Source organism: Sinorhizobium meliloti, assembly GCF_017876815.1.
Classification (GTDB): domain Bacteria; phylum Pseudomonadota; class Alphaproteobacteria; order Rhizobiales; family Rhizobiaceae; genus Sinorhizobium; species Sinorhizobium meliloti.
This window is the reverse complement of the sequence record NZ_JAGIOS010000004.1, coordinates 133,888-153,416: the sequence shown is the minus strand read 5'-3', so window position 1 is coordinate 153,416 and position 19,529 is coordinate 133,888. Positions and strand designations below refer to the sequence as shown.

General features: G+C 57.9%; 12 protein-coding genes and 14 pseudogenes. 11 read left to right on the top strand and 15 right to left on the bottom strand.

What is annotated here, in order from left to right:
• Positions 1–95: 95 nt before the first annotated feature.
• Together JOH52_RS34755 and JOH52_RS34750 are read right to left on the bottom strand one after the other, a co-directional pair.
• A pseudogene (locus tag JOH52_RS34755) lies at positions 96–233 on the bottom strand (antitoxin VbhA family protein); the annotation flags it as partial.
• Positions 234–352: 119 nt separating this feature from the next.
• Positions 353–637 carry a hypothetical protein gene (locus JOH52_RS34750; protein WP_127633791.1) on the bottom strand — a complete coding sequence of 95 codons (285 nt, stop codon included), beginning with the start codon at positions 635–637 and terminating at the stop codon, positions 353–355.
• A gap of 151 nt (positions 638–788) precedes the next feature.
• Between JOH52_RS34750 and JOH52_RS34745 the strand changes: the two genes are divergently transcribed.
• A complete protein-coding gene (locus JOH52_RS34745; RefSeq protein ID WP_209566099.1) occupies positions 789–1,991 on the top strand; it encodes an IS256-like element ISRm3 family transposase in 1,203 nt (400 codons plus the stop codon).
• 673 nt (positions 1,992–2,664) lie between these two features.
• On the opposite strand, the pseudogene JOH52_RS34740 reads toward JOH52_RS34745, so the two are convergent.
• Positions 2,665–2,832, bottom strand: a pseudogene (locus tag JOH52_RS34740) (transposase); the annotation flags it as partial.
• A pseudogene (locus JOH52_RS34735) lies at positions 2,827–3,462 on the bottom strand (amino acid ABC transporter ATP-binding protein); the annotation flags it as partial. The pseudogenes JOH52_RS34735 and JOH52_RS34740, both read right to left, overlap by 6 nt.
• Before the next feature lie 78 nt (positions 3,463–3,540).
• Between JOH52_RS34735 and JOH52_RS34730 the strand changes: the two are divergent.
• Positions 3,541–4,374, top strand: coding sequence for an IS5-like element ISRm4-1 family transposase (locus tag JOH52_RS34730; RefSeq protein WP_013851057.1), 834 nt, complete (start codon positions 3,541–3,543; stop codon positions 4,372–4,374).
• 15 nt (positions 4,375–4,389) lie between these two features.
• Here the strand turns inward: JOH52_RS34730 and JOH52_RS34725 are convergent.
• From JOH52_RS34725 to JOH52_RS36790, 3 pseudogenes are all read right to left on the bottom strand, one after another.
• Positions 4,390–4,512: pseudogene (locus JOH52_RS34725) on the bottom strand (amino acid ABC transporter ATP-binding protein); the annotation flags it as partial.
• A 16-nt stretch (positions 4,513–4,528) separates the two neighbouring features.
• Positions 4,529–5,308 (bottom strand): annotated as a pseudogene (locus JOH52_RS36440) (amino acid ABC transporter permease); the annotation flags it as partial.
• Positions 5,309–5,449: 141 nt separating this feature from the next.
• Positions 5,450–5,821 (bottom strand): annotated as a pseudogene (locus tag JOH52_RS36790) (ABC transporter permease subunit); the annotation flags it as partial.
• A gap of 686 nt (positions 5,822–6,507) precedes the next feature.
• Here JOH52_RS36790 and JOH52_RS34710 point away from each other — a divergent pair.
• Positions 6,508–6,686, top strand: a pseudogene (locus JOH52_RS34710) (DDE-type integrase/transposase/recombinase); the annotation flags it as partial.
• A gap of 1 nt (position 6,687) precedes the next feature.
• Positions 6,688–7,294 (top strand): annotated as a pseudogene (gene istB, locus JOH52_RS34705) (IS21-like element helper ATPase IstB); the annotation flags it as partial.
• Positions 7,295–7,559: 265 nt separating this feature from the next.
• Here istB (JOH52_RS34705) and JOH52_RS34700 read toward each other — a convergent pair.
• Positions 7,560–8,018 (bottom strand): nuclear transport factor 2 family protein, encoded by a 459-nt coding sequence (locus tag JOH52_RS34700; RefSeq protein WP_017265971.1) that lies wholly within the window; start codon positions 8,016–8,018, stop codon positions 7,560–7,562.
• Between the two features lie 694 nt (positions 8,019–8,712).
• Between JOH52_RS34700 and JOH52_RS34695 the strand changes: the two are divergent.
• A pseudogene (locus JOH52_RS34695) lies at positions 8,713–9,171 on the top strand (LysR substrate-binding domain-containing protein); the annotation flags it as partial.
• Positions 9,172–9,269: 98 nt separating this feature from the next.
• On the opposite strand, the gene istB (JOH52_RS34690) reads toward JOH52_RS34695, so the two are convergent.
• Together istB (JOH52_RS34690) and istA are read right to left on the bottom strand one after the other, a co-directional pair.
• A complete protein-coding gene (gene istB / locus JOH52_RS34690; protein WP_012477343.1) occupies positions 9,270–10,007 on the bottom strand; it encodes an IS21-like element helper ATPase IstB in 738 nt (245 codons plus the stop codon).
• Positions 10,008–10,019: 12 nt separating this feature from the next.
• Positions 10,020–11,549 carry an IS21 family transposase gene (istA, locus tag JOH52_RS34685; RefSeq protein ID WP_012477342.1) on the bottom strand — a complete coding sequence of 510 codons (1,530 nt, stop codon included), beginning with the start codon at positions 11,547–11,549 and terminating at the stop codon, positions 10,020–10,022.
• 185 nt (positions 11,550–11,734) lie between these two features.
• Here istA and JOH52_RS34680 point away from each other — a divergent pair.
• Positions 11,735–11,935: pseudogene (locus JOH52_RS34680) on the top strand (LysR family transcriptional regulator); the annotation flags it as partial.
• A gap of 4 nt (positions 11,936–11,939) precedes the next feature.
• Positions 11,940–12,149, top strand: a pseudogene (locus JOH52_RS35835) (transposase family protein); the annotation flags it as partial.
• 232 nt (positions 12,150–12,381) lie between these two features.
• Here JOH52_RS35835 and JOH52_RS34675 read toward each other — a convergent pair.
• The 4 genes and pseudogenes from JOH52_RS34675 to tnpA form a co-directional block, all read right to left on the bottom strand.
• Positions 12,382–12,699 (bottom strand): hypothetical protein, encoded by a 318-nt coding sequence (locus JOH52_RS34675; RefSeq protein WP_017265730.1) that lies wholly within the window; start codon positions 12,697–12,699, stop codon positions 12,382–12,384.
• A 1,479-nt stretch (positions 12,700–14,178) separates the two neighbouring features.
• Positions 14,179–14,892, bottom strand: a pseudogene (locus JOH52_RS34670) (IS66 family transposase); the annotation flags it as partial.
• Positions 14,893–14,940: 48 nt separating this feature from the next.
• A pseudogene (gene tnpB / locus JOH52_RS34665) lies at positions 14,941–15,268 on the bottom strand (IS66 family insertion sequence element accessory protein TnpB).
• Positions 15,265–15,710: pseudogene (tnpA, locus tag JOH52_RS34660) on the bottom strand (IS66-like element accessory protein TnpA). Before tnpA ends, tnpB begins: the two co-directional pseudogenes overlap by 4 nt.
• A 239-nt stretch (positions 15,711–15,949) precedes the next feature.
• Here tnpA and JOH52_RS34655 point away from each other — a divergent pair.
• A complete protein-coding gene (locus JOH52_RS34655; RefSeq protein WP_017266443.1) occupies positions 15,950–16,303 on the top strand; it encodes a phasin family protein in 354 nt (117 codons plus the stop codon).
• A 228-nt stretch (positions 16,304–16,531) separates the two neighbouring features.
• On the top strand, positions 16,532–17,746 hold the full coding sequence (locus tag JOH52_RS34650) for an IS701-like element ISRm31 family transposase (protein ID WP_012881228.1): 1,215 nt from the start codon (positions 16,532–16,534) through the stop codon (positions 17,744–17,746).
• Positions 17,747–17,940: 194 nt separating this feature from the next.
• Here the strand turns inward: JOH52_RS34650 and JOH52_RS34645 are convergent, their stop codons facing one another.
• Positions 17,941–18,213, bottom strand: a complete 273-nt coding sequence (locus JOH52_RS34645) for a hypothetical protein (protein ID WP_012881227.1) — start codon at positions 18,211–18,213, stop codon at positions 17,941–17,943.
• Between the two features lie 448 nt (positions 18,214–18,661).
• Here JOH52_RS34645 and JOH52_RS34640 point away from each other — a divergent pair, with 448 nt between their 5' ends.
• Positions 18,662–18,943 carry a hypothetical protein gene (locus tag JOH52_RS34640; RefSeq protein ID WP_017267080.1) on the top strand — a complete coding sequence of 94 codons (282 nt, stop codon included), beginning with the start codon at positions 18,662–18,664 and terminating at the stop codon, positions 18,941–18,943.
• 100 nt (positions 18,944–19,043) lie between these two features.
• Positions 19,044–19,469 carry a Ros/MucR family transcriptional regulator gene (locus JOH52_RS34635; protein WP_012881225.1) on the top strand — a complete coding sequence of 142 codons (426 nt, stop codon included), beginning with the start codon at positions 19,044–19,046 and terminating at the stop codon, positions 19,467–19,469.
• The last annotated feature ends 60 nt before the right edge of the window (positions 19,470–19,529 follow it).

The following is a 19,529-nucleotide window of genomic DNA, read 5'->3' as shown; positions in this document are numbered from 1 at the left end:
GCCGCTCATTGGTAAGTCTCACCGGCGTCTGTTCCTGGCTCGCCAAAGAGTAAATGTCGGAAGGCTTTGGGACCCTGCGCCTTCGCCGGCGACTACCGCGCGGTCGCCTCCTCGAGGGCAGGATAGTGAACGTAGCCCTGCCGGATATTGGCGGCGCGCGCCTGCTCGGCGGCCTTACGCCTCTTCTCGATAGCTTCCGGGGAACGATCCGGACGGCGGGAATGAACGTTCATCGGCAAATCTCCAGTTACGGGCCACCGTAGCAGGAAAAATGCTGAATATCAGCACTTTGCCGGGTTCTCCGGCCTTTCGAAGGTGGGCGCCCGGCTGCTCGCCGGGCACTGTGAATGGTTTAATCGCGGGGTTCCCATTCGATGATCGCCTGCAGGGAGGCGTCGTCCTGGCGGGGGAACCGGCCGAGATTGGCGTTGTAGCGAAGCTTGCGGATCGAGAGGGTGTAGATGTCATGTCCGCGCAGTGACTTGGCGTAGAAGCGGTGCGTCGGGGCCTTTTCATTGTCGGACGCGAACGGCACCACCTTGATGTCCATGTCGCGGTCGACAGTGGAGATGAGGCCGGCGCCCTTTGCGTTGTCGAGATTGTCGCCGTCGAACTGGATGTAGTTGGTGATGTTCATGTCTTTCACTCCTCTTTGGTGGTTGCGATGATCGTTCCAAAGGCACGGCGAAAAGCGGTGCGCATCATAGGCCGGAGCGTGAGCGGAGGAGGCGGGACTGTCAGGAATTCTGTGCGGTGGGCCATGATGATGAAAAGGAGAGAATCATCACATGGCTATCGAGAAAGAACTTCTGGACCAGCTCCTGGCTGGACGTGATCCATCCGAGGTTTTCGGCAAGGACGGTTTGCTGGACGATCTGAAGAAGGCGCTTTCAGAGCGCATCCTCAATGCGGAGCTTGACGACCATCTCGACGTCGAGCGCCTGGAGGGCGGCCCCGCCAACAGGCGCAACGGTTCCTCCAAGAAGACGGTTTTGACTGGCACATCGAAGATGACGCTGACCATCCCGCGCGATCGGGCGGGTACCTTCGACCCAAAGCTGATCGCCAGGTATCAGCGCCGGTTTCCCGATTTCGACGATAAGATCATTTCGATGTACGCCCGTGGTATGACAGTGCGCGAGATCCAGGGGCATCTTGAAGAGCTCTACGGCATCGATGTGTCGCCGGATCTGATCTCGGCGGTGACCGATACGGTTCTGGAGGCCGTTGGAGAGTGGCAAAACCGGCCGCTCGAGCTTTGCTACCCCCTCGTGTTTTTCGACGCCATCCGGGTCAAGATCAGAGACGAGGGCTTCGTACGCAACAAAGCCGTCTATATCGCCCTGGCCGTGCTCGCTGACGGCAGCAAGGAGATCCTCGGGCTCTGGATCGAGCAGACGGAAGGGGCAAAGTTCTGGCTGCGGGTCATGAACGAGCTGAAGAACCGCGGTTGCCAGGATATCCTAATCGCCGTGGTCGACGGCTTGAAGGGCTTCCCCGAGGCCATCACCGCCGTCTTTCCCCAAACAATCGTCCAGACCTGCATCGTCCACCTGATCCGGCACTCGTTGGAGTTCGTATCCTATAAGGATAGAAGGACCGTTGTGCCGGCGTTGAGAGCCATCTACCGCGCCCGAGATGCCGAGGCGGGCCTGAAGGCGCTGGAGGCCTTCGAGGAAGGGTACTGGGGCCAGAAATATCCCGCTATCGCTCAAAGCTGGCGGCGCAACTGGGAACACGTCGTTCCCTTCTTCGCCTTCCCCGAAGGGGTCCGCCGCATCATCTACACGACGAACGCAATAGAGGCCCTCAACTCGAAGCTTCGGCGAGCTGTGCGTTCTCGCGGGCATTTCCCTGGTGACGAAGCCGCGATGAAGCTGTTATATCTCGTTCTTAACAACGCGGCCGAGCAATGGAAACGGGCGCCGCGGGAATGGGTCGAGGCAAAGACACAGTTCGCCGTCATCTTTGGCGAGCGGTTCTTCAACTGATGAAACCGGCCCACCGCACAGAATTCCTGACAGTCCCTGCGGTGACCAAGTTCCGCCATTCGGGCGATCGCCAGACCGTCTTGGACTGCGCGCGTTTCAGGTGCATCTGTTGTCACCGACGACGACATCGCTGGCGAGATCCAGCCTGACGAACTGGGTTCGAGGATTGGCCTGTGTACCGACAATTCAGAAGGCCAGTGATCCATCTAACGTCACAGAAACCTGCTTATATGAAATGGCGTGTGGATCAGAGACGGGCGAACCCCCGAATAGAAGCTATTGCGCCTGATCCGCGGTACACGGACTTCACGGCTCAAATGGACGCAGAAGGCGTACCGGTGGAAGAGCAGACCGAGCGTTTCCAGGCTTTCCTGAAGGCCCGTCAAGTCGCGGCTGAATAGCCACCGCAGCGAATCACCTCAGCGTTCCGCAAGAGGAAGCCTGATACGATCGGCTCCACTACCCCGAAGAGAAGCCGCGCGTAGCTGACAGCTCGTGATGACCGGGGCGGCAGCACAAGATTGCGCATGGGCAGCTGCAATCCCATCGAAGGACGGATTCCATACTGAACGCGCACTGGCGCACTTCAACAATGATGCAGCCAACCAGTTTGGGCGGTCCCCGCCCGTTGCGCTTCGTCCTCGTCGACTGCGCACCAGTCGCAAATCCGACATACGAAGCCCTCGTCTCTGATCTTGACCCGGATGGCGTCGAAAAACACGAGGTGATAGCAAAGCTCGAGCGGCCGGTTTTGCCACTCTCCGACGGCCTCCAGAACCGTATCGGTCACCGCCGAGATCAGATCCGGCGACACATCGATGCCGTAGAGCTCTTCAAGATGGGTCCGCTCATGCTGCGGATTGTCGAAGAACTCAGCCGGCGAGTTCTGCTCGACGATCTGGCCCTGGTCCATGAAGATCACGCGGTTGGCGACCTGTCGCGCGAAGCCCATTTCATGTGTCACGCAGATCATGGTGCCTTCTTCGGCGAGGCTGACCATGGTGTCGAGCACTTCCTTGACCATTTCAGGGTCGAGTGCAGAGGTCGGCTCGTCGAAAAGAAGGATTTTCGGTCGCATGCAAAGTGAGCGGGCAATGGCGACTCGCTGCTGCTGGCCGCCCGAAAGCTGACCCGGATATTTTTTGGCCTGCTCCGGAATCTTTACGCGCTCCAGAAAGTGCATCGCGACTTCCTCGGCTTCCTTCTTCGGCATCTTGCGCACCCAGATCGGCGCCAGTGTGCAGTTTTCCAGGATCGTGAGATGCGGGAAGAGGTTGAAGTGCTGGAAGACCATGCCGACTTCCCGGCGCACTTCGTCGATCTTCTTCAGGTCGTTGGTGAGTTCGATCCCGTCGACGACGATTTTACCCTTCTGATGCTCTTCGAGCCGGTTGATGCATCGAATCATCGTCGACTTTCCGGATCCGGAAGGGCCGGCGACAACGATGCGCTCGCCGCTCATGACCCTGAGAGGCTGCCTCAAAAAGAATTGAGTGATTTCAGCCAGTTGTGATTCCGTCGGATTTGCAAAGATTCGATGGAGATCACGATGGCCTGGACTGAAACCACCCGGCGCAATTATGTCCGGCGGACGAGCGGATATGCAAGCGATGTCACGGATCGCGAATGGGATTTTGTTGCACCGTTCATGCCTGCGCCACGGCGTCTGGGTCGTCCGCGCAAGACTGATTTGCGCGATGTTTTAAACGCCCTTCTCTATATCGCTTCGACAGGCTGCCAGTGGCGGATGCTGCCGAAGGACTTTCCGCCCTGTTCGACGGTGCAGCGATATTTCTATGAATGGCGGGCAATGGGTCTTTGGCCACGGATCAACCATCACCTCGTCATGGAGGCGCGGGAATTGGAGGGGAAAGAAGCCTCGCCGACAGCGGGCGCGATCGACAGCCAAAGCGTTAAAACGACGGAAAGCGGCGGTATCCGTGGCTTTGATGCAGGCAAGAAGATTAAGGGCCGCAAGCGCCACATCATTGTCGACACGCTCGGGCTGATGGTCGGCCTCATGGTGCACAGCGCCGATATTCAGGATCGCGACGGCGCTCCCGATCTCCTGAAATCCATCAAAAACCGGTGGCCGTGGTTGCTTCATGTCTTCGCTGATGGCGGCTATGCGGGCGACAAGCTCAAAAAGCGGCTGCAGAAAATCGGGAAATGGACACTCGAAATCATCAAACGTTCCGACAAGGCCAAGGGTTTTGAAATCCTGCCGCGCCGCTGGGTCGTCGAGCGGACCTTCGCCTGGCTGGGTCGATGCCGCAGACTGGCCAAGGACTTCGAAAAATCCGTCGCTTCAGCAGAAGCGTGGATCACCATCGCTCACATCCGCATGCTCACCAGACGCCTTGCAAGATATGGATATCGTTGAAACCTTTTCGAGTCCGACTCTGAGATTGATGTCGCGAAGCACATGGAAATCACCGTACCATTTGTTCATGTTGGTAATTTCGATCGCGACATCCGTCGCCGATGGAGCCATTTTCGTTGTAGTGGCGGTATTTGCCATTTTCTTGTTCCCCTTTTTACCGCTGGCTTCTGTCGAGCAGGCGTTCCATGAAGCCTGAATAGCGCGACATGCCGAAGCAGAAAAGCCAAAAGACGAAGCCCGCGAAGATCAGGCCGGTCAGCGGCGTGACGGCGCTTGCCCAGTTGGTGTCGCTGAAGTTCAGGCGAACGATGCCGAGCAGGTCGAACATGCCGATAATCGATACGAGCGATGTGTCTTTGAAGAGGCCTATGAACGTATTGACGATGCCGGGGATAACCAGCTTGAGTGCCTGCGGCAGGACGATGAAGCCCATTTTCTGCCAATAGCTGAGGCCCAGTGAATCGGCGCCTTCATACTGGCCTTTCGGGATGGCCTGCAAGCCACCGCGCACCACTTCCGCCATATAGGCGGAGGCGAAGAGCGACACGCCTATCAGGGCCCGCAGGAACTTGTCGAAGGTGACGCCCTGCGGCAGGAAAAGCGGCAGCATCACGCTTGCCATGAAAAGCACGGTGATCAGCGGAACGCCGCGGATGACCTCGATGAAGGCCGTGCAGAGCATTTTTATGACCGGCATGTTCGACCGGCGTCCGAGCGCCAGCAGAATGCCGAGCGGCAGCGAAACGGCTATTCCGACGAAGGACAGTACCAGGGTGACCATCAGGCCGCCCCAGAGCGGCGTTTCGACATAGGTAAGGCCGAACCAGCCGCCGGGGAGCAGGATCGCCGCGAGGACGGGCAGGGCGCCCAGCAGTAGAAGCGCGTTCAGTCCCTTGTATGGGATCCTGGGTATCAGCATAGGCACGAGGAAGATAAACGCGAGGAGCGTGTATTCGGCACCCTCTCCGGCAACCGGCCTTGGAAAGGCGACACCGCGATTGCTCAGAAAGATATCGAAGGGCAGGGTAAGTGCATCTCGTGCCTGCGGCAATATCGACAGCACCCCGCTATACCAGAAGAATATGACGAGCAGCGGCGGGATGTTGCGGAACACCTCCACATAGGCCAGCGAGAGCTTGGCAATGATCCAGTTGTGCGAAAGGCGTCCGATACCGACGAGGAAGCCGATGATCGTCGCGGTGATGATACCGGTGATCGCGACGAGCAATGTGTTGATGAAGCCGACCAGCAAAGCGCGGCCATAGGTGGAATCGCTGGTGAATGAAATCAGCGACTGCCCGACGTCGAAACCGGCGCGACTCCTCAGAAAGTCATAGCCTGACGCGATATTCGCGCGCCTGAGATTGTCGACAGTGTTATCGACGATCCAGTAGATGAGCGCTGTGAGAATGATGATGGTGATTGCCTGATAGAATATCCCGCGCACCTGAGGATCATTGATGATCGATCCTGAGGATTTGCTTCGTTCAGGCCCCACGCCGATTCCGCTTTCATCGGACGCGCTCTATCGTACGGTGCTGGGCTGGACGCCAATGAATCCAGCCTCCTGGCCAATTGCGAAAGAGACGAGAGTACGCTCTGCAGTTTTGCATCAGACAAACTTTTCTCCGTTCAGTCGCCGAGGGCAGGCGCATTGGTGTGATGCCCTCGTTAGTTGGAACGATTCTAGTAAGGTTTGGCGCTAACGGTAAAATTATTATTTCGCATGTCATCATTCACCTGCTGGATCCAGCGGGATTTCGCCTTTTACGGCTTTGACCCAATCTCCTCGTGGCGCGCGTCGCTCGATAAGCAACTCCAAGCCAGCGACGTCCGTCACGGCGCGAGCCAAGTCAACCACCATTTGCCGCTGTCACCCGGGCCATGACGTCAGCCGGCGCGCCCTTTAAACCTCAACGACAATGCGGACAAGCAAGTGATGAGGTCATTATAGCCGAGACGAATTCGCGTCTGTCACTCTCAGAACTATCAATCGGCGTCCATAATTGGCTCTGACGCACTCTCGATGACATAAAGGTGATCCGACGATGCGTGCCTCAAGCAAATCGAGTTTCCCGCGACGATCTAGTATTGGCTGGAGGAAGACCTCAAGGTGCCGCGCAAGCAGCGCCTACGACCGTCAACCGTTGTGTTCTGGCCTACGCGCCGATGATCGAAAAGCGGCTTCGCCAGTTCCGGCGGCCGCATTGCGGCTCAGTCCTGATTGACGAGACCTACGTCAAGATCCGCGGCAATTGGCGATATATCTGAATCGGGCCGTCGAAAAACACCAAATTCAGGTAGATTTCCTGCATAAAGGCTGCCCGCTTCCCAGCCTACAAGGACATCTCCGGATACGACTTCGCCGCCAGCGAGATCAACGAAGCGACAGTGCGCCAACTGCACCGATGCGAGTTCATCGACGGAGCGCAGAATATGGTGCTCGTCGGCGGGCCGGGCACAGGAAAAACACATGTCGCGACCGCCCTTGGTGTTCAGGCGATTGAGCATCATCGCCGGAAGGTCCGCTTCTTCTCGACCATCGAACTGGTCAATGCGCTCGAGCAGGAAAAGGCCAAAGGCAAAGCAGGCCAGATTGCCGAGACGCTGGTTGGCCTCGATCTGCTGATACTTGATGAATTCGGATACCTTCCGTTCAGTGCGTCAGGCGGAGCGCTGCTCTTCCACCTGCTGAGCAAGCTCTATGAGCGCACCAGCGTCATCATCACCACCAACCTCAGCTTCAGCGAATGGGCCACCGTCTTCGGCGACGGCCAAGATGATCACCGCTTTGCTCGACCGCCTGACCCACCGTTGCCATGTCCTCGAAACAGGAAACGACAGCTTCCGTTTCAAGGCCAGCTCGGCCGCAACAGCACAGAAGAGAGGAGAAAAAGCCATCCGCTTGACCAAACCCTGATCAGAAAACCATACTCAGCGGTGGCTCACTTCTCGGTCGAAAAACCGGCGCAGTTCCGCGTGGAAACCAACAGAGCGTTGGGAATCTCACGTCCCTCAACTTGCAGGACGGGCACATCAACAAGACCGCTGTCGACTACGCGGGGGCGCAAATACCCCTACACAAATCAACTTTCACAGCGTTAAGTTTACGGTGCCGATACAACCACTCCTGACGATAAAAGACGAGAGGGTTAGGCGGATTCCTCCTGACCCTCTCGTTCACTTTACATCCCCGGAACGAACATCGGGTTGCCGCTTTTGGTTTGGCTGGCTGGAACCTCCTCCTGAAGCACGTCCCAGTGCTCGATGATCTTGCCTTTTTCGATGCGGAACATATCGACCGCGATCATCGGTTTGGGACCAAGGCCTGTGTACCGGCCGTGTACCATGACAACGTTGCCATCGGCGGCAACGGCACCCATTTCATATTTGAAGCCCGGCGGCGGGTTGGACGCAAATTGCTTAATGACGTCCCTGCCGCTGGGGAACCGGGGGTTGTGCTGGATATATTTCTGGCTCCAGTATTCGTCGACAACCGCCGGATCATGATCAATGAAGAGGCCGGCAACAGCCTTGATGACCAGTTCCTTGTTTTGCGCAGGACCCGCTTGTGCAGCGCCTGTAAGGCTTACGACGGCGAGAGCCGCAAATACGCCAGCGCGCATAAAGTTCTTCAAAGACATAAGCTCTCCAATTCAGTTGGTCATCGAAATGCAGCGATTTCAGCGGCGCCGGGATGAATCACGCAAATCTTGGGACTATAAATAGGGAATTGGCCATCTTGTTGTAAGTAGGCAGTTTCTTATACGTTAGTTACATGCAGGGAACCATGCGCGGTTGGACTTGCCCCACGTCTTTCTGCATACTGGACGCTGGCTGGATGATATGGAACGCGGTGATGTTCAGCGGCACCCTAACGTTAACCGGGCATCAATCAAAATGTGAGATCTGGCGGCATGACTAGATTTTCCCGTGATCCTCTTATCGTCCGAGAAGGATCTCTGGTACTTCGGTGCTCATGCGGCTTCTCCCGCATCAGATGACAGGAGGAGCATGTACGCCTTTGCCGACGTCTTCTCGACCGTTGCCCTCGGCAGGTAGGGATAGATCGACAGGTCCAGCCGTGGCGGCCTGAAGCCCGTCACACCCGCCCCACTACTTCCCCGTCAAATGATCGATTGTCTCCTACCGAAGATGGCGCACAGAGGGTCGAGGTGACCAGACCATGTTCGCGATGCGGAAACTATTTCCCCAGGGAACGCCCTCCTTGCTATGGGCACTGGCGCTTTGGCTTTCTCCCGAATGGTTGGCGGCCGACTATCTTTAAGAGACCTTCTATCCGGGGCCGTCACAATCGAGACGAGCTGATGTAAAGGCGAAAGCAGTACCCAGATCCGCGAGCGGCCGGAAACCGTCGACGTGACCACGGCGTTCAGTTCACTATGGCTGACACCGAAGATTTCGGCCTTCTGGAAGATCCATCCCTCCATCACCGTGTCACAGGTCGTCAGCGATGTGCCTGGAATGACCAGCCGATGCGATCTGACTATCCATTACGGCAACCCCCAGGAGAACGGTGTAGAATACCGGAAGCTCTTTCAGGACCACATTATCGCGCTGGAAACAACACGTTTTGCCGCCGAGCACCGCATTGCCCGGCTCGAGGATCTGCTCAAAGCACCCTTGATCCATTCCAGCAGCAACGAGACCGGTTGGACGGCCTGGGACGATTGGTTTGCCGTACTCGGATGTCCCGCCCCGAAGGGCCGCAGTTTTTACGTCAACAATTACATGATCGCACTTCAGGCTGCCGATTCCGATGAAGCCGCCCCTTTGTTCCGAGATGATTGCGCCCCCGGTTTCCGGGATGATCTCGCCCCCTGTTTAGTGGGGTCTGCAGGCGATGATTGTTGTCAGTTCATTCAGGCGAGGTGTCAAGCTTTGCGCGGTAGATTTCGGCGCAGACTATCGCCGCTCAATTCGATGCGGTGGGCATTGTGGACCAACCTGTCGAGTATGGCATCGGCGTAGGTTGGGTCGCCAATGACGCCGTGCCATGCGGACACGGGAAGTTGGCTGGTAATGATCGTTGATTTGCGTCCATAGCGATCTTCGAGGATTTCCAGCAGGTCGTGGCGGGCCTGTTCGTTGAGCGGCTCGAGCCCCCAATCATCCAGTATCAGGAGCTGAACATGGCCCAAGGTTCGTTGCAGGCGGGCGTAGCGGCCATCACCACGCGCGAGCGCAAGCTGGGCAAACAGCCTTGGGACACGCTGATAGAGAACTGAGCGATCGTCTCGGCAAGCCTTGTGGCCGAGAGCGCAAGCCAACCAACTCTTTCCGACACCCGAGGGTCCGCAAATGGCCAGATTGTCATGGGCGTTGATCCAGTCGCCACCGAGCAGCTTCATGAAGAGAGCACGGTCGAGGCCGCGGTCGGCGCGATAGTCGACATCTTCTGGGGTGGCCTGGTGGCGAAGCTTGGCAAACCTGAGGCGTGCCGCAAGCTTCCGATCGTAACGGGAGCTCCACTCCCGTTCGAGCAGCAGTCCGAGCCATTCGGCGTGCGAGAGATGTTCGGCTTCGCCGTTGGCAACAAGTTCGCCAAAGGCCTTTGCCATGCCGGCCAGGCCCATGGCATTCAATTTATCCAGTGTTGGATGGGCAAGCATCTTTCGTTCTCCTTAGTGGTAATAGCGAGGTCCGCGGATGTTGGCGTGATGGATCGGTTCATGCGGCGCCGCTCCATTTGAGGCAGCCGTCCGGTCAAGGTGATTGTCGAGGATGGATCGCACCGAGCCATAGGTTCGTGCGCCAATCTCCAACGCACGGCCGCAAGCGGCATTGACCCTGTCGCGGCCGAAGCTCTTGTTGAGGCGGATGATGCCGAGGCAAGCTCGAAAGCCCTGCTCGGGATGAGGCCTGTCGGCAAGAATGCGCTCGCACAACAGCGCAACATCCGGCCCCATCGCAGAGGCTTCGCGTTGAATCCGTTCAATCGTCCAGTCGGCAAAGCGGCGATGCGCAGAGGGCATATGATCGGGGATCGTCGTGTGCTTGCCGTTGCCGCTGGAGCGCCGGTGAGCGGCAATTCGCTCGCCCTTGTGGAAGATCTCGATCGTATTGGCGGTGATACGAGCCTCGACCTGCTCGCGGGCAAAGCGATAGGGAACGGAATAATAGTGCCGCTCGATCTCGACGTGATAATCCAGCCCGGCGCGCCGGATACGCCATTCGGCAAAGACATAACGTTCGACAGGCAGCGGTCGCAAAGCCGGACGATCAAGCTCCTCGAACAATTGGCGGCGCGTGGCGCCGACACGGCGCAGAACGCGCTTATCATTGAGATCATGGAGCAATTGGCCAATCGCCGCATTGACCTCGGCCAAACTATAGAAGATGCGATGGCGCAGCCGGCCCAATAGCCAGCGTTCGACGATACGAACCGCAGCTTCCACTTTCGCCTTGTCCCGCGGGCGTCGCGGCCGCGTCGGCAAGACGGCGCTGCCATAATGGGCCGCCATCCCGCAATACGTCCGGTTGACCTGGGGATCGAAGTGGCAGGCCTTGATGATCGCTACCTTGGCATTGTCGGGAACCAGCAAGGCTGGCGCACCGCCAAAGTACTCCAGCGCCAGGATATGGCATTCAATCCAGTCGGGAAGCGTCTCGCTCCAACGTGCCTGCGCATATGAAAGGCTGGATGCTCCCAGAACCGCCACGAACAGGTGCGCCTGCCGTGTCTTGCCGGACAGCCGATCAACGACAACCGTGACCGTGTCGCCGGCGTAGTCGACGAACAGCTTGTCGCCGGCCGCGTGATCCTGCCGCATCGTCACAGGCAACTTCATCGCCCAGCCGCGGTAGAGGTCACAGAAGCGACTGTAGCGATAGCCCTCCGGATAACGGCTGATGTATTCGTCCCAAAGGATCTGCAGCGTCATATGCTTGCGCTTCAGCTCGCGGTGGACCTGCGCCCAGTCCGGCTCAGGGCTCCGACGATGACCCGTCTTCGTCCCGCCTGCCTTGTAAAGCGCCGCTTCCAGGACTGCATCGCTGACGTCGTCACCCAACGGCCACGATAGCTCCGCAATGGCCGCACGCCGAAGCGTCTCGCGCACCGTCGATGGCGCAGCTCCAACCCGAACCGCGATCGACTTGTGGCCAAGTCCTTGTTCGAAGCGATATCTCAATATCTCGCGGACACGCCGCATCTCCAGTCTCTCCGCAGGCATCCCGTTCCTTCCTCGTCACGTCGAAGGAAGAAACTTCACACCAGCAGAACACCCACGCCAGATGCTTTCCGATGGGGGCGGCATCATCTCGGAATCAGGGGGCGACTATTTCTCGGAATTGGGGGGCGAGATCATTTCGGAATCAGGGGGCGGATTGCCTCGGAATTTGCATTCAGGCGGCTCAAGACGATGTCGGGGCCGTACTTGGGTGGGACGGGCTCGTCGGGAGCCTTATCGAGGAAAGGCGGCTGGTGAAACTCGTGCAAGAAAGCATCCCCTCACCCGTCGGTTTTCATCTGAGGATCCATTCGCGCGCAACGGCAAAGGCGCGGCTGTTCGCCGACTGGCTAGTCGAAGCCACCTAAGGCGCTCGGCATCTGCCCTGATTGCGCACGGCGGACCCGAAATCAGCATGTTTGGTCCAACGGAAGCATTCAAGATCTGCCGAACAGGGCAAGCCCGTCACGGTGAAGCTTCGGCCGAGCCGCTGGCGGCACGCATCAGAACTGTGAACGGCAAACGTTCACCAACCGATTGCCGACGATTGCTTCCCCTTATGTGCGCCGGACAAGGCGCTTGGTACGCCCGCGCCTCGGGCAAAAACGGCCGCTCACCTTCGTCCTTTATGTTTGTCTGGACAACTTTTGCGCCCTCAGACGCCAGCTTGCTGAGGCGTCGCCGAGCCCCAGAACTGCCCGGTTACCAAAGCGCTTTTAACCTTCACTCGATCCATATGTTTCTCCGCCGGACCCGTCTCTAGCCAATGTCAGACGTCGGCGCGACAACCGGGCGGCGCAAGAACTGTTACTGACTAAAAATGGGACCGAGCGAGCGGTCCGATGTACTCGGTTCTGAATCCATCCAAACGCGCCTTGCGGATGAAGGCATTCGCCCCGGCAAGGTCTGTCTCGAAAACGCCAGCGTCTTGGCCGCCGCGAGCGAAATTTGCCTCAAACCAGTGGCTCCCGCGTTCGGAGAGCAGGCTGATTCGCCAGTTCCGGGCCTCCTTCCTCTCGACCCGAAAATCCGCATCGGCAGAGGTTGACTCGCTCAGTTCCACTGTATTTGCCTCGACAGGCGCAAAAGCTTGATCTGCGTGGGTCATGTCACGCTCCTCCTGTTCTAACATCGTTGGTCACGCGTTCCCTTGCCCGAAGGGGCTCGCAGGAGCGGCGACTCGTGCTTCTTCAAGTATCTCAAAGGCGCGCTTCTACCATGGCGATCTCGTCTCTGGTTGCAATCGCGGCGAGAATACCTAAGACCGCCTCGTTGAGTTGAACCTCCAGAGGTTTAGGTATCGAAAGCAAAGGCCGGTTGGTTCCAGCCGATCTGACCCAGGACATTAATGTTCTTGTACCAGTCCATGAGCGAGTTCTAGCGATCCCGGTCTGACGCAGTTGCGCACAAAGGGTCGAGTTCTGCACGCCACTTTTGTTCTGGCCAGAAGGATTCTAGGTGAAGAAGTCAGGTTTCCCGCGTGCTTGGGCAGTTTGTTCATTCTGCCAAAGAGCGGATTGGCCCGGCAGCTTGAGGGAGACCCGCGGTCTATCCAGCAGCTCCCCAAGATCATTGTCGCTAAGGAAGTTTTGTTACGGATACGAATTTCAAAGCAGCCGAAGTCATTTGCCAATCTCCTTAGCCGACAAGAGCGAGCCCGTAACGTCAACTCACGGGCGAGCCTTGCATTTAAATACACTACCAGAGCGCCACTTGGATGCCAACCGTAAATAGTACCATCAATACTATGTGGATCACAGATAGAACCCCTGACTATCTACTGAGTTCTGAGCAGCAACGGAACAGAAGACCGAGGCGACGCTACTTACACGGTCCAGGCGGCTCGGTTTTGGCCAAGTCTATGAACGCATAGAGCCGCAGAAGGCTTCAGGTCACGACGAGCTGACATGTCGGCTCCCCAGCAATCACCTTGAGGGTGGCGATCCGGTCTGGAGCGCAAACCCGGAAACTCCGCGCGGCGCCTGGGTAAATTCGGCAGTGCGATAAGCTTTGCAGACGAAAATAGCCATTGCAAGTCGCGAATACTCGAGACTCGGTCAACATCTCGTGCGTTGTTGATCAGCTTGGCCCAAGCATCCTCGAACGAGCGCGGCGGAACTCAGGACCGGAAGGCGCTAGCAAACTATTCTCACTATGCTTCCGGCGCCTAAACGCCGGCATCGACCTCGGCTTTATCGGATAGCGGCGCGGCCGTACGCGGCAGATGTTCATCGGGTGGCGGTCAAGCTCACTCCGCAAGGTGATCAGATCGATGAAGCAATCCGCCTGCCGTCGAAAGTTGTCAGAGATCATCGGCGGCTGCGTGAACATGGTCGAGACGACAGACGCCTTTCGACCTTTTCGCTGCAAGGCTCCGACGAGCGTCCAAGCCGTGCTGCATTTGCCGACGGCCGCAGATTGTTCGCGCGCGCATCGACATAGCGTGTCGACTGTCACGACGACACGCGGCCATCACGTCGCAGGCGTCTCTCATTGATCAGACCTATTTGCCCATTCTTGGCCCGGATGCCGAGCCGTTGCATCAAGCACTCGCCAGGACCGCCGCCTGCACCATGACCCAGCAGAGGGAGAATCTCCGTGACGCGTCATCGATCCGGACGGGCACACTTTCGCCTCGGATCTTCGCTTCGATGCGATAGATCTCGGCAATCCTGGCAAGGATCGACAGCGCCTCCGAGGAGCCGGTCAGCTTGACGACATCGACGAACTTGCGCCGCGCATGGGCAAGGCAGAACGCCAGCCGCATGGGGGCGACATTGCTCTTCCCCCGGCGCTTGGCCAAGGTCTTATAGGCTTGGTAGCCATCGACTTGAAGCACGCCGCCAAACGACGATAGTTGCCCCTCGACCTCACGGGCGCTGCGGCTTTCGGCACAGATATAGGCGACCGCCGGTGGCGCCGGACCATTCCATGGGCGATCATCGATGGCCTGTGCCCATAACTGGCAGAGCTTGGTGCGTTTGCGCCCCGGATCGAGCCGCGGAAGCGGCGGGTGAGTAGGCCGGAGGGATTGCTTGGGCAAACGGCCGATATTGCGGGCTGGCGATCGTCGAGCCGGTGTTGTCCCCTCGGTGACGGGCGCAACATCGTCATTGGCAGCTGCGGGAATGTCGCTGAGATCGCCAAGGTCGAGCGTCGCCTGCGTCGGGTCGATCGCCGTCATTTTCTCCGACTTCGGCCCAAAGAGCTGGCCCTCGAGGAAGGCGACGCGCGCTTTGAGATCGGCATTCTCTTCGTCGAGCGAGAGAATGATCCGGGTCAATTGCTCAGCATCCTGAGGCAAGGGGGTGGGTCGAAACGGCATGACAGACCCTAGCACATGAGCGTGAATCTGCAAACAAATCCAATAGGATCAGCCCGCTTTTGAAGGCCTTCTCACCGCGTTTCGTTTGACCCGCGTCCAGTCAATTCCGGCCAGCAAAAGCGAGAACTCCTGGGCACTCATCTGCATTGAGCCCTCGCGGATCGGCGGCCTAACGTAGGATCATGCCCGACCCGTCCCAATAAATGCAGCGCAGGCGATCGCACCGCTTGGCGCGGAACACAAACACGTCACCACAGTAGGGATCAGCCGAAAGCGCTGACGCCACCAGCGCAACAAGGCCATTCATGCCGCGCCGGAAGTCGACAGGCTGCGTCGCCACTATGATCTTCACGCCATTCGGCGAAAGTCCGATCACCGGCGTGCTCGCAACGCCGCCACGATCGCCTGCGCCAATTCGGGCGCCACCGAGCCGATCACGGTCATGCGCGCGCCAGTAATCTCGATCTCAATGCGACCCGCCGCGTAGTGGGCCACATCCGACGGCGAGCTCTCGGAAGACGTTCTATCGCCAACCACCGTCACCGGCACGAACATCGCCTCCTGCGCGCAGGCTTTCGCGGATCGTTGAGAGATCAGTCCGGCTTCGCGACGCCAGACGTTCAGCAGACCGCGGTTGACGCCCCAGCGCCGGGCAATCGCCGAGATGTTCACATGGGGCTCTGCGCTTTCCGCAAGGATCCGCGCCTTCTCCTCGTCAGTCCAATTCCGCCGTTGGCGCCGACCGGTGATAACCTCGATCCGACGATACCTTCTTCATCCATGACTTCAAGCATGGCATCAGCGCGATCTCCAACCATTCCGTTCCGCTCCTGTCAATAAAGGAGCTTATCTCGCGGCCTCAATCACAAAAGGAAAGGTGGGATGTTCGTCGCGCTCACATTTAATTGATTTTTCGGCGAATGACGCTTCATCGCGGTGAATTTCATCAAGCTGTTGCAATAATGGGGCTTTATTGAATGGCACCTATACATTGACTCTATTGTGCGATGCACATAGGGTGGCCGTCGTTGTAAGGCGACAAAAGAGGAGTAGCCTGATGTTCAGTTTCGAGGACGCAAACAAGAAAAGCAAAGAAACATTGGATACGATGTTGAAGAGCTACGCTGCGTTGACGAAGGCTTTTCAAGCGATCGCCACCGAAACCACCGACTATTCGAAAAAGGCGTTTGAAGACAGCGTTGCCCACGTCGAGAAAATCAGCAGCGTCAGGAGCGTCGAAGCTGCGTTCGACCTGCAGACCAAATACGTGAAGTCGGCTTATGAAGGCTATATCACCGAAGCCACGAAGATCGGCGAACTATATGCCGATCTCGTCAAGGACGCCTACAAGCCGTACGAAGCGCCAGTCGCCAAGGCAACATCCGCCGTCAGGTCCGCTAGCGCAGCGTAAGGTTTCTGGACACAATTCAAATTCTGAAAACCGCCCGCGCATACCGCGGTCGGTTTTTTGTCTGCATGGTGGTGACGCGTGTATGAGGATAGATGCGCTGACAGGAGTCAAATGCACTAGTCTACTCAACCAATACGTCCGCCGGCCCCTTGTTTAAAGCAGCGAGGGCTTTTTGTTGCCTAGCACTACAGTTGCATATTTATCTATGATCTGAATCTATGGGTCTCCATGATTCGGAGGTCATGGATGGCAGGTGCATCAATCGAGACGACGCTTGAGCTTTGGGCATCATCGTTGCGCGACGTGAAGGCTCGCATGCGCGGACTGTTTACGCAGGAGCGAGTTGCAGCCTCTGCGAACCTTTTCCTGGACGGCTTGCTGGGTGACGAGCGGCGTAAGACAGGTTGGATGCGTGCTGAGGCGGCCGGTGATCCCGGCCCGTGGCGGCAACAAGCCATTCTGGGGCGCGGGCGCTGGGACGCGGACGCACTTCGCGACATCGTGCGAGAGTATGTCGTAGAAAACCTCGCCACGGATGATGCGGTCCTGGTCATCGATGAGACGGGCTTCCTCAAGCAGGGCAAGACATCGTGCGGTGTTGCACGTCAATATACAGGTTTGGCTGGCAAGATAACGAACTGCCAGATCGGTGTGTTCGCCGCCTATGTGTCCGATCGCGGCCATGCCTTTATCGATCGAGCCCTGTACTTGCCCAAGAGCTGGACTGGCGATCCGGCAAGGCTTGCAGCAGCTCATGTTCCTCAGGCTACAGCCTTCGCTACCAAGCCAGGCCTGGCTGTCGAGATGATACGGCGTGCGCTGGCAGCCAATGTGCCGTTTTCATGGGTGGCCGCAGATGCGGTCTATGGCGTCGGGGACATCGAAGGAACCCTGCGCCGAGCCTGCAAAGGCTACGTTCTTGGGGTTAAATCGGACCACCATTTCGGCTCGTGGTCGGGAAAGCCTCCGGTCGCCGGCACAGCGCAGGAGATCGCCCGTGATCTCGATCCAAGTGCATGGCAGCGTCTTTCCGCCGGTGAGGGCACCAAAGGCGCTCGGCTTCATGACTGGGCCTATTGCGAACTCGCCGACCTCGATGCCGACGAATACAACGAGACGAAATCTGGGCTTTGGACCCGTGGCCTCCTGATCCGGCGCAATATCAGCGACGGTGATCTCGCATTCTTCACCACATGGTGCCCGGCCGGGACGGACATCCAGACGCTCGTTTCCGTTGAAGGCCATCGCTGGGCGATCGAAGACAGCTTCGAGACCGCCAAGAACGAGCTCGGACTCGATCACAACGAAACCCGGTCATGGCATGGCTGGCATCGCCACGTCTCCCTCGTCATGCTCGCCTTCGCCATGATGGCGGTGATCCGATACCGCGCCAATGACGCGACGCGCCAAAAAAGACTGCGGATGCCGACCATCAGGATTTAATCCGCTGGTCTATCCAGGAAGTCCGACGCATCGCCATAAGACTCGCTCAGCGTCGCATAAGCCCCGCCTACGTCATCGCATGGTCATGCTGGAGGCGCGCCCATCAGGCGGCCGCTCGACGAGCTCACCTCAAAACTAAAATGCAACTGTAGTGCTAGGCCAAGACAGAAGGAGCCGCGGGCCGCCTGCTCAGTTCAGTTGGCCGCTTTTAGCTGTTGATAATGCTCTTCGACAATGTGCGAGGCTTCTCGGGCTGTCTTCGCCCATCCACCCTGAGGGTGCACCACCGTCTTGACCCACGTGGCATGACGCCATTGACCTTTCGAGGATCCGTCCGGCTCTAAGAGTATTCTTCCGAACAGCGTTTCCCCGTCCCATCCGCAATAGTCTTGATGTGGTTTCCCGTCGAGGCCGGTCTCTCCCGGCCACGTCTCGCGCCAATTGTACTTTTGGGTTTCGTCGGTCACGAAGCCTTTCCCACTTTGCACGGATAGCGAAGCCAATGAGCGAGATAGAGGACCGCGTCATCCTCCCCGCATAGGTTGTACTGCGGCAGAAGGGCGCAAAGTTGTCTATGGGGCGGGACCTGCAGTCTATCCAACCACACGTCAAGTTTCTGTAGGACTGATGACACGGTCACGGTGATCATCGACCTATTGTCGGAGGACGCGGAGAGCGCGTTCGCCGGCTCATGAACTAGGCCCTACGGCAGAGGCTCCGACAGCGCTGGCCGTGGGGCTGATTACAAAGTTCGCAACAGCACTGTGTGTCGCTGGTTCGTTTCCCTTCAAGGCGATCATCTCAACACGACAGCTTTCGCCCTCCGGACTCTCGCGCCAGACCTGTGGTGTTGGGATGGGTTCTTTGTGGTAGGCATCCCTCGCTCAGTAGAGCTAACGCGTTAGAGTCAGCCGCATGAAGTACCTTCGCATCTATGCTTCCCCGGATGGCGAGTCCCATTTTGATGAAGTCGAATTGCCAACAACCAAGAGGGCGGTACATCCTGATGCCGTTCTCTTCGACGTTACAGGCAGCTATCCAGCGTCTCGCGTCAAGATAACCCACATCCCGGCAGGCATGCCAGAGGTAAGCATTGACGAACGCATCACCTACAATTCGACGGCCGAAGGTCGCCAGCTCATTACGGACATTTTGCAGCTTCCAACGCGCATCAGGCACGTCTCCTTTCCCTGGTAAGTGCATTGATCGATGAATAGCTTTGCAGCGTCGGCCTTGCCTTTCAAAAGGTGCTCTCATCGGCTAGGAAGGATTCGATCAATATCCTGGAGAGAGCTGCATGTCCCTGCTTCCACCGCAAAACGGTCTTCTCGTCACTCTGACGGCCGAAATCGTCTCGGCCTATGTCAAGAAGCATGTCATCCGCGGTGTTGAGGTAACGAAGATCATCACGGACGTACATGCCGCCCTGAGCGCGGTCGGCAGCGACAAGGTGGTGCCGGAGCCTGTCGAAAAGCCCAAGCCGCCGGTGCCGGTGCGAAAGTCGATCCAGGACGGTTATCTGATCTGCCTCGAGAACGGCAAAAAATTCAAATCCCTAAAGCGTCACTTGATGGCCAAATATCAGATGACGCCGGAGCAATACCGCACGAAATGGGACCTTCCGGACGACTATCCGATGGTCGCGCCTGCCTATGCGGCCAAGCGATCAGAGCTGGCAAAAAGCGCAGGCCTTGGATACTTTCGCAAGAAGCGTGCGGCCTGAACGCCGACGGAGCGGCGAGACAGGTCATGCCGGAGAGCATCGCTCGCCGGCCCGCAGCGT

Coding starts and splice junctions, on each gene's coding strand:
- JOH52_RS34730 (WP_013851057.1), top strand. CDS start 3,541: ATGGCCTGGACTGAAACCACCCGGCGCAATTATGTCCGGCGGACGAGC.
- JOH52_RS34675 (WP_017265730.1), bottom strand. CDS start 12,699: ATGTTAGAACAGGAGGAGCGTGACATGACCCACGCAGATCAAGCTTTT.
- istA (WP_012477342.1), bottom strand. CDS start 11,549: ATGCGGCGTGTCCGCGAGATATTGAGATATCGCTTCGAACAAGGACTT.
- JOH52_RS34700 (WP_017265971.1), bottom strand. CDS start 8,018: ATGTCTTTGAAGAACTTTATGCGCGCTGGCGTATTTGCGGCTCTCGCC.
- JOH52_RS34640 (WP_017267080.1), top strand. CDS start 18,662: ATGAAGTACCTTCGCATCTATGCTTCCCCGGATGGCGAGTCCCATTTT.
- JOH52_RS34650 (WP_012881228.1), top strand. CDS start 16,532: ATGATTCGGAGGTCATGGATGGCAGGTGCATCAATCGAGACGACGCTT.
- JOH52_RS34635 (WP_012881225.1), top strand. CDS start 19,044: ATGTCCCTGCTTCCACCGCAAAACGGTCTTCTCGTCACTCTGACGGCC.
- JOH52_RS34745 (WP_209566099.1), top strand. CDS start 789: ATGGCTATCGAGAAAGAACTTCTGGACCAGCTCCTGGCTGGACGTGAT.
- istB (WP_012477343.1), bottom strand. CDS start 10,007: ATGCTTGCCCATCCAACACTGGATAAATTGAATGCCATGGGCCTGGCC.
- JOH52_RS34750 (WP_127633791.1), bottom strand. CDS start 637: ATGAACATCACCAACTACATCCAGTTCGACGGCGACAATCTCGACAAC.
- JOH52_RS34655 (WP_017266443.1), top strand. CDS start 15,950: ATGTTCAGTTTCGAGGACGCAAACAAGAAAAGCAAAGAAACATTGGAT.